General features: G+C 53.6%; 11 protein-coding genes and 1 tRNA gene. 1 reads left to right on the top strand and 11 read right to left on the bottom strand.

The features are described 5' to 3' along the window. Positions 1-17 precede the first annotated feature (17 nt). The 11 genes from ACQ9LF_RS05055 to ACQ9LF_RS05105 form a co-directional block, all read right to left on the bottom strand. Positions 18-1,445, bottom strand: a complete 1,428-nt coding sequence (locus ACQ9LF_RS05055; RefSeq protein WP_462488289.1) for an efflux transporter outer membrane subunit — start codon at positions 1,443-1,445, stop codon at positions 18-20. Further along, positions 1,430-2,095 (bottom strand): CerR family C-terminal domain-containing protein, encoded by a 666-nt coding sequence (locus ACQ9LF_RS05060; protein ID WP_462488290.1) that lies wholly within the window; start codon positions 2,093-2,095, stop codon positions 1,430-1,432. Before ACQ9LF_RS05060 ends, ACQ9LF_RS05055 begins: the two co-directional genes overlap by 16 nt. Before the next feature lie 350 nt (positions 2,096-2,445). Continuing rightward, entirely contained in the window at positions 2,446-4,053 is a 1,608-nt protein-coding gene (locus ACQ9LF_RS05065; RefSeq protein ID WP_462488291.1) for a glycoside hydrolase family 43 protein, read from the bottom strand. Positions 4,054-4,306: 253 nt separating this feature from the next. Further along, positions 4,307-5,500, bottom strand: a complete 1,194-nt coding sequence (locus tag ACQ9LF_RS05070; protein ID WP_462488292.1) for a glycosyltransferase family 4 protein — start codon at positions 5,498-5,500, stop codon at positions 4,307-4,309. Between the two features lie 236 nt (positions 5,501-5,736). After that, positions 5,737-6,369, bottom strand: a complete 633-nt coding sequence (locus ACQ9LF_RS05075) for an XTP/dITP diphosphatase (protein WP_462488293.1) — start codon at positions 6,367-6,369, stop codon at positions 5,737-5,739. 12 nt (positions 6,370-6,381) lie between these two features. Continuing rightward, a complete protein-coding gene (argF, locus tag ACQ9LF_RS05080) occupies positions 6,382-7,296 on the bottom strand; it encodes an ornithine carbamoyltransferase (protein ID WP_462488294.1) in 915 nt (304 codons plus the stop codon). A 4-nt stretch (positions 7,297-7,300) separates the two neighbouring features. Further along, the gene (locus tag ACQ9LF_RS05085; RefSeq protein WP_462488295.1) at positions 7,301-8,485 is read right to left on the bottom strand and encodes an acetylornithine/succinylornithine family transaminase; all 1,185 of its coding nucleotides are present in this window, start codon (positions 8,483-8,485) and stop codon (positions 7,301-7,303) included. An 84-nt stretch (positions 8,486-8,569) separates the two neighbouring features. Next, a complete protein-coding gene (gene argB / locus ACQ9LF_RS05090) occupies positions 8,570-9,448 on the bottom strand; it encodes an acetylglutamate kinase (RefSeq protein ID WP_462488296.1) in 879 nt (292 codons plus the stop codon). A 74-nt stretch (positions 9,449-9,522) separates the two neighbouring features. Next, a tRNA-Thr gene (locus ACQ9LF_RS05095) sits at positions 9,523-9,594 on the bottom strand. Between the two features lie 166 nt (positions 9,595-9,760). Continuing rightward, on the bottom strand, positions 9,761-11,368 hold the full coding sequence (aroC, locus tag ACQ9LF_RS05100) for a chorismate synthase (RefSeq protein ID WP_462488297.1): 1,608 nt from the start codon (positions 11,366-11,368) through the stop codon (positions 9,761-9,763). A 182-nt stretch (positions 11,369-11,550) separates the two neighbouring features. Continuing rightward, a complete protein-coding gene (locus ACQ9LF_RS05105) occupies positions 11,551-11,715 on the bottom strand; it encodes a hypothetical protein (protein ID WP_462488298.1) in 165 nt (54 codons plus the stop codon). Positions 11,716-11,986: 271 nt separating this feature from the next. Here ACQ9LF_RS05105 and ACQ9LF_RS05110 point away from each other — a divergent pair, with 271 nt between their 5' ends. Further along, positions 11,987-13,090: a M24 family metallopeptidase gene (locus ACQ9LF_RS05110; RefSeq protein ID WP_462488299.1), complete on the top strand. Its 1,104-nt coding sequence runs from the start codon at positions 11,987-11,989 to the stop codon at positions 13,088-13,090. Positions 13,091-13,345: the final 255 nt, after the last annotated feature.

Below are 13,345 nucleotides of genomic sequence, written 5' to 3' on the forward strand. Positions count from 1 at the left end.
TCACTCTCTATCGGATCTTAGGGGTTTGTTAATCGGGCCTGTTCGGGACGCTGCATAGGCCAGCCGCCGGCAATGGAGCGGCACAACTCAATGCGTCGTTCCAGCAGCAGTCTGCGAGCGGTTAATTCGTTGCGTTCCAGGCTTTGCAGGGAGATCAGTGAGTCCAGAACTCGCAGATAGTCCACCTGGCCTTTTAGATAATGCTGTCGCGTCCGATCATAGACCTGACGCGCCAGTTCCAGCTGCTTTTGAAGATTTTGGACGGTTTGACGCTGATGGTATTCCTGTTGAATGGCATCTTCCACTTCCCGGAGGGCATCCAGCAGGGCCTGGCTGTAATCATTGATTTTCTGTGACAAAACGGCACGGGTTCGAAGCACTTCTGCTTTGCGATAGCCGGCGTCAAAAAGCGGTCCGGCAACATTTGCAGCCAGATTGGAGAGCCAGTTATCAAACAGCTCGTGCGTTTTTTGTGCCGACGACTCCACGCCGGCGGTCAGGCTCAAAACCGGATACTGGTCGGCGATGGCTGAGGCGACTCGCATATCAGCCGCCTGCACCTGACTGTAACGGCTGCGAATATCAGGACGGCGAAGCAGCACCACGGAGGGGACGTCAATGGCGACCAGCTGACCGGGGGCAATCAGCCTGGGCGTATCGGGATGCCAGGTGCCCGGACTTTTTCCCAGCAGGATCGAAAGCTGGTGTTCCAGCAGAATCGTGCGTTCCCGGGCCTGAATCAGGCTGCCTTGTGTTGATTCGAGTAATTGTTCCTGACGAAAGACATCGGTTGCTCCCACCTGCGACTTGCTGAATTGCAGCCTGATGACCTCAAGCACCTTGCGGTTGACTTCGATTTGCTGTTCAATGACGAGCTCCTGCTGGCGGGCTTCAGCCAGCTGGTACCAGGTTTTTGCGATGGCGGCGCTGAGGGTGATGGCTGCCGTATCCACGTCATCCCGGGCGGCCTGGGCGTCCAGCAGGGCGGCCTGACGGGAAGACCGGATCTTGCCCCACAAGTCCAGTTCATACGAAGCTGCTGCAGAAACGGAATAACTGGAGGTGTAATCGGTGCGGCTATCCGTGTCCTGGCGGGTCCTTCGTGCCCGTCCGTTGTAGGTCGCAGAGGGCAGCAATCCGGCCCCTGTTTTGACAGCGGTTTGTTCCGCCTGGGTGAGTCGATCCCATGCGGAACGAATCGTGAAGTTGTCTGTCATAGCCTGTTCAATCAGGTTTGCCAGGTTTGGGTCCGTCAGCGACAGCCACCAGCGATTGGCAAGCGGTTCGGTTCCCTGAGCGGAAAAAGAATCCGAAATCTGTACCTGCGGTTTGACCTCGTGCGGTTCCACAGAAACGCAGCCGGATAATGCATATAGGCCAACAAGCAGGACGACTCCTGTTGTCCTGAGTGCCGAGGCCTTGGTGAATGTTATTTTTTTTCGCACGGTGTTGTCCTCTCGCGTCTTGTTTTTTTGAAAGCCGAAATCCCGGCCAGGGAAAACAGGGTGATATGCTCCACCAGGGCCTCGACAAGCTGCGTTTTTTTCATGGATTGAAACAATTGAGGGAGCCTGTCTCGTTTTAATCCGAATCCGAAACACTGGTGGATGACGCTCATGGCGCAAAAGGTGACCTGTTCCTCTGTTGCCGCCTCGCCCAGCAGCCGGCGTATGATGCCGCGAACCTGCTGGCGGAGCGGTGCAATGACATCATTTTTGATAAACTCCAGCGATTTTGTTGGATTTGTGAGTTCCATCAACAAGATTTGCCCGGCATGGCCCAGCGTGCCGTCGTCGAGCATCCGATACAGATGAGCACGAATCAGGGCCTTCAATTGATCAACCGGCGTTGCATTGGGAGGCAGGCCGCCATCCAGCGGAAACTGCTGCAGGGCCGTATGAAATGCACTTTTCCAGACTTCGGCGTACAAATCCTCCTTGGACCCGAAATAATAATTGACGGCGGCTGTATTGGAATGTGCGGCTCTGCAAATATCGGCAATGGTGGTGTCCCGAAAGCCTTTTTGGGCAAACACACGGGTTGCTTCTTTGAGAAGCAGCGCTTTTCGTTCTATGCCGTCTTTACGTTTTACCACGCCGGAGTATCCCGATAACACAATAGCGATTAAGTTAATTGCTTATTTAAGATGGCGATTTTATATAATCCCTGAGGGCAGTCAACATAAAAGTCTGTTTTTTGTTGGTTCGATGGATATGCCTGATTCGCGTTGGTGTTTCTCGGTTTAACGCGGCTAAGGTTAGCTGTTTCTGTTCCGCCTCAGACGGAAATGCCCCCCTTCAAGCAGTGATGCCGTAAAAGCACGGAACGGCTGCTGTTGAGTCTTCGGGGTCGGACGTAAAGCCTGACAAACCAGTAAGTTAGAAAAAAGCCGGCCCGATTGATCCCGATTGATAGGGACTATGCGGGGGCATGCCTGCCGGATTTTTATTTACGATAGTCATAATCCAGAAAGTCAATATCTACAAATCCGGCGTCTTGTCTGGTATTGAAACAGAACAGTCCGATGCGATCCCCCCTGTAGTAGCCCCACGAGAGCTGATAGTCGCTGCCGAAGGGGACAAAATCCTGACCATTGAGACTATAGGCATACTGGCTTTTGCCGTCCAGTCCCCAGGATGACTTGAGCCAGACATGATTTGTCTTGATTTCAGGGCCTTCGGTCAATGTGCCGTTTTCGCGAAACTCGATTCTGCGAACGATGCCTTTCTGTACGACACCCAGGGCCGAGTGGTTTTGTGCAAAATGACAGAGCCCAGCCTTTTGTCCATCCACCATGCCGGATAAATCCAGCTTTGCAATAACACAATTCTGGCGTGACCGAAAGGATCGCTGGGTCAGCGTATTTCCGGCCGTCATCAGATCATCCGGGCGCAGCGGCTTGAAAGCCTTCAGACGCAAAAATCCAGGCCGTTCACTCAGCGACCATTTGTCCCTGCGGGGCTGATAGTTCCATTCCCATTGCGGCCCCAGGGCCGGCTTATTGAAATCATCACTGCTTTGGGGCGTGGTCATCTCCTGTCCCTGGACGGGTTTTGTGCCGGCCAGTGTCATCTTTCCGGGCTTTCCATCGGGGGTGGTCTGGCCCATCATTGGCCAGCCATCGACCCAGGTTACCGGCAGCAGGCTCATACAGCGGCCCTCCCAGTCGCCGGAACCGTGATGCGTGAGAAAATACCAGTCGCCGGATTCGGTCTGGACAAGTCCGCCCTGATTCGGCTCTCTCCATTCCCGATTGGCATCGGTCAACTGCCGTCGTTCCTGATAAGGTCCCATGACGCTACGCGATCGCTGCATCATCACCACCCGGGTTCCATGCAACACTTCGCTGAAAAAATGATAGTACCAGCCATTGATCTTGTAGAGTTTGCTGGCTTCACGGCCGGCTCCTTCATTGATCAGCGTCCGCGACTCCTCGATCAGCCTGCGGCCATCGGGGCTCATTTTCCAGATATAGGTTTTGTAATTGTCGGCGAAATGTGTGCCGACGAAATATCCCTGCCCATCCTCATCCCAGAATGGACAGCAATCATCCCATCCGGCCTGATTCATCACACAGTGCAGCGGTTCCCACGGTCCGGCGGGGTTTGCTGCCGTGCTCATAAAATATCCTTCGTCGGGCGTGCCGAAATACACCCAGAACAGACCTTTATGGAAGCGAATCGCCCCGGCCCAGATGCCCCGTCCGTAGCGGTTCATGCGATCCCAATTCATCTCCGGCCCGATTTGTGTCACATCGTCAACGACGTGCCCCAGGATGCGCCAGTTGACCATATCTTTGGAATGCAGGACGATCATGCCCGGACAAAACTGCATGGTGGAGGAGATGGCATAATAATCCTGACCCACCCGGATACAGTCCAGGTCGCTGTAATCCGACGGCAAGACGGGATTACGATAGGTTCCATCGCCCATGTCGCCCCAACCCTGCCAATCCCCCCAGTGGGCCGGAAGAGGCGTTGCCACAAGCGGCGCAGACACGGCATAAACCAAACCCACTGCGACCCAAACGATTCTTGTTACTGTCAGCGTCATATTGTTCTACCCCGCTGGTCTAAGATGAAAATGAAAACGCAAAATCCTCTGTCCAGGATGCGGTACCTTGTATTTAGGGTTCCTCTAAAAATACATTTTGGCGAACAAAAATCTTCTCTTTGCTGCTCAGAAGCAATTGTGTGAGCCACCCTTTATTCAAACGCAGGTCCAACACCCTCAGAGCATAGTATCATAAAGACCTGATTCTGTCTTTGGATTAGTCTGTTTGTTTGCATCTGGCCAAATGCAGTGGCTAATTCTTTTTCACCGCGCCCCGCAAGCCATCCATCTTTAAAAAGCCCTTTTTCCAGACAATCAGGGCGGACAGGATAATGACGATCAGATAGACAATCAGCGCATACCGAGTCCGAATCTGGCTCATGACGATTCCGATGGCTGCATATACTGCTGCCAACCCGTAGCAGATGGCAACACTGCGTTTCAGCGAGTAGCCGTGGTCCATCAGCTGGTCGTAAATATGGCCCCGGTCGGACACAAACAGTGGGCGTTTGTTCAGCAGCCGCCGTACCAGGGCTGTCGCCGTATCCAGAATCGGCAGGCCAAAAATGACAATTGACGCCATCCACCAGCGAGGCACGTCTTCGGCAAACAGAATCATCAGCGTTGCGCAGGCAAATCCCAGCAACAGGCTGCCCGCATCTCCCATAAATATCTTGGCCGGATGCCGGTTGAACGGCAGAAAACCCAGCACCCCGCCGGTCAGTCCCAGACAAATCGTCATGCGAACCGGGTCGCCTTCATCACTGAACCGCCAGGTCGAAAGATGAATTGCCAGAAACAACATGCCCAGTGTAATAATCACGGTGACACCCCCGCAAAGCCCATCCAGGCCATCCAGCAGGTTCAGCGAATTGGTGGCGCCCAGCACGAAGAAGATGACAATCGGAATCCCCAGCAGCAGTTCCATTCCCGGCGTCATATCCATCCCCAGACTTTTGGCGATAATACTCAGGCTTGGCCGGATTCCCACTGCCAGCAGCACTACCGCTGCCGCCATTTGCCCCAGCATCTTCTGCCAGGGTTTAATATCCAGAATATCATCCACCAGCCCGACAAAGCATGCAATCGCAGCTCCGCCCAGAATCCCCAAAAGCCAACGCAGGCTAATATCAAATCCTTCCTGGCCTTGAATAATCGCGATTCCCGCCAGGACCCCCACAACCAACCCTACCAAAATGCCAACTCCTCCCAGATACGCCACCGGCTCCTTATGGGTCTTTACGGTATTATTGGGTTTGTCCACAATGCCCAGCTTGATGGCAATCTTTTTGCACAGCCACGTTGCCGCCAGTGCAAATACCCAGGCACTGACCAGCACCGGCCAGAACTGCAATACCCAGCTTAAGGGGCGTTCTTTGCCCAAGAAATCGCCAAACAGAAACTCCAGCATAACCTCCGTCTCCGTAAATTCTATCAGCTTATCCACTGAATCTTTCTCAATGTATTCCCGTTCGTTGCGGCCAAGAGGCTCTCAGTCGCCAGCTTTGAGAAACAGCATGATTATCGCAGCTTCGCAGGGCAATGTTACCCTGTGAGGACGTGCGGCATAAAATGACCAGTGCCCGGTGCGAAATCATCCTGCCCGCTGGGTATCCTGTGGTATTGTACCCGACAAAAGCAGAGAATGTCCATCATTTTTATAAAAACACCGCTGGTATCAATTTAAGACAGGTTTAAAAGCTCTCGCAGGGCAGGCTTCATCTGTGCTGCCGCCTGTCCGCGATGACTGATGGCGTTTTTGTGCTCACTGCTCAGTTCCGCCGTTGTTTTGCCCAGTGCGGGCACGTAAAACAGCGGGTCATACCCGAAGCCGTTTTCTCCACGTGGTGTATCGATAATCTGGCCTTCGATTTTGCCTTCCGTCTGAATCAGAATCTCCGTCGGGCTGGCCAGGCACATACAGCAGACAAACCGTGCCGACCGTTTATCCTGGGGAACCGTTTTGAGCAGTTCCAGCACTTTGCGATTATTCAGCTCATCCTGCTCCTGACGCGGCAATTTTCCTACGCCTTCGGTCGCAAATCGGGCACTGTGTACCCCCGGCCGACCATTGAGGGCATCAATCACCAGACCCGAATCATCCGCAATTGTCCAAAGCCCGGTTTGTCTGGCATAACCCATCGCCTTTTTGGCGGCGTTGTCGGCAAATGTTGCCCCATCTTCCTCCACCTCGGTCGTATGGGGATAATCCCGCAGGCTGTGCCATTCAATGTCCCCGGCCAGTTCCGAAAACATCTCCGCCAGCTCCCGCATTTTGCCCGGGTTGGTTGTGGCTACTAAAATCGTATGCTTCATATCGTTGGTCGATTACTTGCTCAGCAGTTTCTTGAGCAGGGCTCGCTGGAAGTGCAGCCGGTTTTCCGCCTCATCAAAAATCACTGACTGGGCCGACTCGCAGACCGAATCGGTAATCTCATAGCCGCGGTACGCCGGAAGGCAGTGCATCACCTTGGCTCGCCTGGGCGCCGCAGCCAGCAGGGCGTCATTGATCTGATATCCCTGGAAATCCCGAATCCGCTGTTCTTTTTCGGCTTCCTGGCCCATACTGACCCAGGTATCCGTATACAGCACGTCGGCGTCCTTCACCGCATCCATCGGGTTGCGAATCTGGGTTGCACAGCCGGGACTGATTTGGTTGGCCGTATCCAGAGTATCCTGATCCAGCTCGTATCCGGCCGGCGCAGCAATCACAAACTGCAGCCCCAGTTTGGCACACGCAAACGCCAGCGACCGGGCGACATTGTTGCCGTCTCCGATATAGGCCAGCTTCAAGCCTTTCAGCTTGCCGAAATGTTCCAAGGCCGTCTGCATGTCCGCCATTGCCTGACAAGGATGCGACCAGTCCGACAGGGCGTTAATGACCGGCACGGTTGCCCAGCGATCCAGCTCAATAATGGTCTCATGCTTGAACGTCCGGGCCATAATCCCTTGCACATACCGCGAAAACACCCTTGCCATATCTTTGGCCGGTTCACGCTGTCCGATAATGCCGATGTCTTCGGGTTTGAGATAAATCGCGTTGCCGCCCAGGTCCTGCATGGCTACCTGAAAACTGACTCTCGTCCGCAGGCTGGTCTTCTCAAACAGCATCGCCAGCGTTTTGCCCGTCAGGCACAAATCCCGCTTGCCGCTGGCATACAGCTTTTTGAGATTGATGCTTAAATCCAGCAGTTCCAGCAGTTCCTGGCTCGTACAATCCCGGATCGAAAGAAAGCTTTTCATGATCTTATCCTTCCGTTTCAAGAACGTTTGACAGAATCCCAATCGCCTGATCGATTTCTTCTGTGCTGATGGTCATCGACGGCATAAATCGCAGGATGTTTCCCTGGGTACAGTTGATTCGCAGTCCCTGTTCCAGGCACTTGCTGACAATGTTGCTTCCTGGTACCGTCAGCTCAATACCAATCATCAACCCCTTGCCCCGCAATTCCCGAATGATGGGGAATTGCTGCTTGAGTGCACTCAATTTTGCGATGGCGTATTGTCCCATCCGTACGGCATTGTCGATCAGCTTATCCCCTTCGATTGCCTCAATTGTTGCAATCGCTGCCGCACATGCCAGCGGGTTGCCGCCAAAGGTCGAGGCATGCGTTCCGGGGACCAGCACGGATGCGATTTCCGGTTTGGCCACGATGGCCCCGATGGCGACTCCGCCGCCCAGCGTCTTGGCCAGCGTGATAATATCCGGCACGACCTCGTAATGCTGATACCCGAACCACCGGCCCGTCCGTCCCATACCGGTCTGCACCTCATCCAGAATCATCAATGCCCCGGATTCATCGCAGAGGTCGCGGATGGTCTGCATATATTCCGGCGTTGCCTCTCGCACACCGCCTTCCCCCTGAATCGGCTCAATCAGCACGCCGCAGACCTCCTCGCTGAAGGCGTTGGTCAGTGCATCGATGTCGTTGAATGGGACGTATTCAAAGCCTGCCAATAACGGCATAAAGCCTTCATGGTATTTCGGTTGGGCTGTCGCCGTGACTGCCGCGAACGTCCGCCCGTGAAAGCTGCGTTCGGCAGTAATAAACTTGTATCGTTTTTTGCCGGCGTTGAATTTACGTGCCAGCTTCATTGCGGCTTCGTTGGCCTCGGCGCCGCTGTTGCAGAAAAAGCATTTGCCCCCGAACGCCCGCTCCGACAGCAGCTTAGCCAGCTGTCCCTGCTGAATCGTATAAAACGTATTGTCGATGTGCAGCAGTTCTCCGGCCTGTCGGCGAATGGCCTCCACCACCTTGGGATGACAATGCCCGATGCCGCTGACTGCCCAGCCCGGGAACAAATCCAGAATTTTGTTGCCGTCCAGATCGTATAAATAATTGCCCTCGCCCCGCGTAATCACCCGCGGCAGCCGCCCGTAATTGCCAATCACATACTGATTAAATTGCGAAATCACGTCTTGCGTATTCATGATTTTTTATCCTATGCCTAAAAGCTCATATCCCAAAGGCCCGGCAACAATGCTGCGAACTCCGAACGATGAACGACGAGCTTTTTATTTGATAATTTGCGTTCCGACGCCTTTGTCGGTGTAAATTTCCAGCAGCAGCGAATGGGGGAATCTGCCGTCAATGATATGGGCTTTGCGGACTCCGCCGTCCAGCGCCACCAGGCAGGACTCCACCTTGGGCAGCATGCCTTTATTGATAATGCCGTTCTTGATCATCTCGTTGATTTCCGCTTCGCTGACACTGGAAATCCGGCTTTCCGGGTCGTTGATGTCTCTGAGAATACCATGCGTGTCGGACAGAGCCACGAATTTCTCCGCCTGCACCGCGGCTGCCACCTTGCCTGCGACGGTATCGGCATTGCAGTTCAGTTTTGCGCCCCCGGTCTTGGTTCTTGCTATCGGAGCGATGACCGGAATGACGCCGGATTGGCACAGTGTTTTGAGCAGTTCACCATTGATTTCCGTGACTTCCCCTACCAGTCCCAGGTCAATTTTGCGGCCATCATCACTGACTAAACGCAGCGGTTCGGCAAACACCACGCAACTGCTCAGTGAGTGCATCCCCATGCCCCGACACCCCAGTTCATTGAGAATCTGACACATCGGCGTATTCATCTTATGCACCAGCACATGTTCCGCAATCGCCAGTGTCCGTTCATCGGTATAGCGTCTGCCCTGAACCCACACCGGCTCCAGCCCCGACTCGTTCATCGCCTGCGTAATCGCCTTGCCGCCGCCATGCACCAGAATCGGACGCATCCCCACAATCGACATAAACGCCACATCGACCAGCAGATTCCGCTGGAGTTCCATGTCATCCAGAATGCTGCCGCCCAGCTTGACGACAACAATCTTGTCTTTGAAGCTGCGAATGTAACCCATGGCTTCAATCAGGGCGCCGGCTTTTTCGATGGCTTGTTCCATAGTCTAACCCTTTACCAACCAACACATCCAATTGTACTTCATGCAATATACCCGTCGGGCATAAAATAAAAAAAAGCCAACGGCGGGATTCGAACCCGCAACCCCTGGTTTACAAAACCAGAGCTCTACCGTTGAGCTACATTGGCGTTTTTTATGTATTCAGTTGTTCACCATCCGCCAACGAAAGAGGCCATCCCCTTTCCGCCGCGGGCCGGAAAAGGCAAATTGTACAAATCCCACCCCGTTATTTCAAGAAAAATTCTCCTGGAAAAAACCTGCCAAAAGGTCTCCGGAATGAGGTCCAAAATGCACTTAACTGTTGTTCTCAAAAGGACGTATCCGTTCCTGAATGCACCAGCAGTCATACAGCACCAGCGCCGTCATTGCTTCAATCACCGGGATAATCCGCGGCACAATACACGGATCATGCCGGCCGTGGGTCTCAATCGGCTGATTTTGTCCTTCCAGGTTGATTGTTTTCTGGGGTTTTGCTATCGACGATGTCGGCTTCACGGCAATCTGGAAATACACCGGTTGGCCTGTGGAAATACCTCCGGTGATCCCCCCGGCATTATTGCTCAGAAAGCCCCCATTGGCCATATTATCATTCGACTGGCTGCCGCGCATTCGGCACAATTCGAATCCCTTGCCAACCTCAATCCCCTTGACAGCCCCCAGTGTCATAATTGCATGGCAAATCCGCGCATCCAGTTTCCCGAATACCGGGTCCCCCAACCCCGCTGGCAACCCGAAAATCTCCAGTTTCACAATTCCGCCAACCGAATCATTGTCGTTCTTGGCTGCCAAAATCGCCTGTTCCATGGCCTTCGCTGCCTGGGCGTCTGCACACCGCACCGGCGTCTTCTCAATGATTTCATAATCGCAGGTTTGGGCCCGAACGCCCCCTATCTCGATTGCGTGAGCAACGATCCTAACACCTTTTTCTTCCAGCAGTTTACGTACCACTGCTCCACCCATCACACGCCCGGCCGTTTCGCGTCCCGATGACCGACCGCCACCCCGATAATCCCGAATGCCGTATTTCTTGTAAAACGTGAAATCAGCATGACCCGGACGAAACAGGTCTTTTATCCCCTCATATTTACTGGAATCGTGGTCACGATTGAAGATCACCATCGCAATTGGCGCCCCAGTTGTCTTCCCTTCAAACACCCCCGACAAAATCTCCACCTGGTCTTTTTCGTCGCGCGGCGTAGTAACGTCGCTTTGTCCTGGCCGCCGGCGATTCAGCTCTTTCTGGATATCTTCTGCCGAAATCTCCAGCCCCGGCCGTACGCCATCCAGCACTGCCCCAATTGCAGGGCCGTGGCTTTCCCCGAATGTCGTCAGCCTGATTACATCCCCATAGGTGTTGGCCGCCTTCGAGCGAATTGCCAGTTCTCGCCCTAATTCCTCCATAATCTCCGCTGCAATGGCTTCCGGTGTTTTCCCTGTCGTATCCACCAGAATATCTGCAAACGGTCCCAGCAGTTCCTCACGAAATGCCACATTCTTATTCAGTTGCTCCCGCGCATCCGGCCCGCGCAGCCACGGTGGCAAACCATCCTTTTCCAGACGCGCCCAGATGATCTCCGTATCCGCCTTCAGGTATATCAGAATCGCATTCTTTCGCAGGGCCTGCCGACTGGCCGGATCTATCAGGCTTGACCCGCCGCAGACAATCAGCTTCCATTCCGCATCCTCCAATTGCCTGGCCATCATCGCCTCGACCTGGCGGAATGCCTCCTGCCCGTGCTGAATATATATTTCCCGGCAGGTGTGCCGGTGGCCGATCTGCTTGAAGAAGTGTTCTTCAATCAGCGCATCCGTCTCAATCATCTCCAATCCCGTCATCCGGCTCAATTCCCTCGCGACGGTACTTTTGCCTGCACCTTTGGCCCCGGCGATTACTATTTTCATACAATCCTCTCTGTTATATTGGATTTACTTAACCTTGCCCCAGTATAACCGTTTTTTGGCCGCAGAGCAATTGTATGCTTTGCTTTCGGTGTTCCTGTTTGACCTCCTGGCTTAGTGCAAAGCCGGTTTTTGCCTCTGGGCCATATCGATAAACGTGGTCTTTTGCGGGGTAATCACCGTATTCAGGGTGTGGGGTGTGTAAGCAGAGCAATGCCTTCGGCAGAGAATTTTACCCCAGGCACAGAGGCTTGGGCTGGATTGGTATGGCTGGAATGGGAAATCCTGGCACTGGGGCCGGGGGTGGGAATCAAATCACGTCGCTGGCGCTCCGTGCTACAGGGATTCATTCGAACAACCACAGGGGGTTATTCAAAAAAAGGACGGGGCAAACATCCACCCCCCGGCGGACATTAGCCCCGTCAGAGCGTCCATGCACAGAAAAGACAGGAGAGGAGGAGACCGTATTTGGTTTTGAATCATCTTGCCTCAAAAGCCGGTTGCCATCTGAGGCAGAATAATTTTATTTCTTTTTTGATTCCCTTCGTGTAAATCATACATAATAAAAAGCCGGCGTGGAGGCCGGATTGTTGAAAATCTTTAATTTGGGAAGAATGATTTATGGATCAGAAGACGGCCAAAAAACGACTCGATGCGGTTCGCCAGCAGTGTAAGCAAAGCAAGGTGCAGGCGATGATTGTGATGTCTGTGGAAAATGTGCGGTATCTGAGCGGTTTTACCGGACATGACAGTTGGCTGCTGATTCTGCCGGATAAGGCGATTCTGATTACCGACAGCCGCTATACCGAGCAGGCCCGCGGGGAATGCGTGGGATGCAAGGTGTTCGAGCGAAAGGGGGCATTGACGGCGGCAGCAGCGGACTTTATTGCCGGGGCTAAAGGTGTTCGGGCGGTGGCGATTGAAGACAGTGCCGCGATTTCGATGCTGGGTGTGGTGAAAAAGGCCATCAAACGGAAAATCGTGCCGGTGCGGGGATTCGTGGAAAAACTCCGAGTGATCAAGACCGAGGACGAAATTCGGGCCATCGAAAAAGCAGCGAAGATTGCCTGGCTGGCCCTGCGGCAGACGCTGCCTTTGCTGAAGGCCGGGATGACCGAGATGGAACTGTGTGCGGCCCTGGAATTCAATATGAAGATGCTGGGTGCGGTGCCGGGCTTTGATACGATTATCTGCTTTGGGCCGAATGCGTCACGGAACCATCATCAGCCGGGCCAGCGGAAGCTCAAGACAAACGATACGATCCTGATCGATTTCGGCTGCAAATACGATGGGTATATCTGCGATATTACCCGGTGTTTTGTTTTCGGCAAACCCACTCCATATTATCGGAAAGTCTATGAGGCGGTCGCGGCCGCTCAGCAGACGGCCATTGATATGATTAAGCCGGGGGTGTGCCTGGCGGATGTGGATGCGGCATGTCGGAAAGTGCTGGCCGATGCGAAGGTGGCGGTGTATGGACACGGCACGGGGCATGGGCTGGGCCTGCTGGTGCATGAGGACCCCCGTATTGCGGGTACGGCCAAAAAAGAGGTTTTTGAGGCCGGACAGATTATTACCGTGGAGCCAGGCTCATACGTGTCCGGCAAGATTGGCGTTCGGCTGGAAGATGATGTGCTGGTGACAGAGAAAGGCCATCGGGTTATCAGCCGGACCAAGGGACTCTGCTTCGAGCCGGCCGAGATGCCTGTTTTGAAGAATAAATAAAAAATCTCATATAACAGACTTGATTTGTCTGTGGTATTAAATAAAATATAATTTGAGTTCGATAAAGTGCTACTGAACTAAAAGTATCAGTCAAAACCGCCAGTTTTGAATTGAAAAATGAGAGGATATTGTCAGTTCAGTGCCCCAACTGGGGCACTGCCTGCGTGTTCCTCTCTGGCTCTGGCGGGCCTTGACTGAGCATGTGTTGGTGGTGCCTCCTTTATGTGAAGGAGGAATAAATGCGGTGATTTATTT

Source organism: Anaeroglomus insulsum (genome assembly GCF_050689095.1).
GTDB lineage: Bacteria > Planctomycetota > Phycisphaerae > Sedimentisphaerales > Anaerohalosphaeraceae > Anaeroglomus > Anaeroglomus insulsum.

Coding starts and splice junctions, on each gene's coding strand:
- ACQ9LF_RS05065 (WP_462488291.1), bottom strand. CDS start 4,053: ATGACGCTGACAGTAACAAGAATCGTTTGGGTCGCAGTGGGTTTGGTT.
- ACQ9LF_RS05075 (WP_462488293.1), bottom strand. CDS start 6,369: ATGAAGCATACGATTTTAGTAGCCACAACCAACCCGGGCAAAATGCGG.
- argF (WP_462488294.1), bottom strand. CDS start 7,296: ATGAAAAGCTTTCTTTCGATCCGGGATTGTACGAGCCAGGAACTGCTG.
- ACQ9LF_RS05085 (WP_462488295.1), bottom strand. CDS start 8,485: ATGAATACGCAAGACGTGATTTCGCAATTTAATCAGTATGTGATTGGC.
- argB (WP_462488296.1), bottom strand. CDS start 9,448: ATGGAACAAGCCATCGAAAAAGCCGGCGCCCTGATTGAAGCCATGGGT.
- aroC (WP_462488297.1), bottom strand. CDS start 11,368: ATGAAAATAGTAATCGCCGGGGCCAAAGGTGCAGGCAAAAGTACCGTC.
- ACQ9LF_RS05105 (WP_462488298.1), bottom strand. CDS start 11,715: ATGAATCCCTGTAGCACGGAGCGCCAGCGACGTGATTTGATTCCCACC.
- ACQ9LF_RS05110 (WP_462488299.1), top strand. CDS start 11,987: ATGGATCAGAAGACGGCCAAAAAACGACTCGATGCGGTTCGCCAGCAG.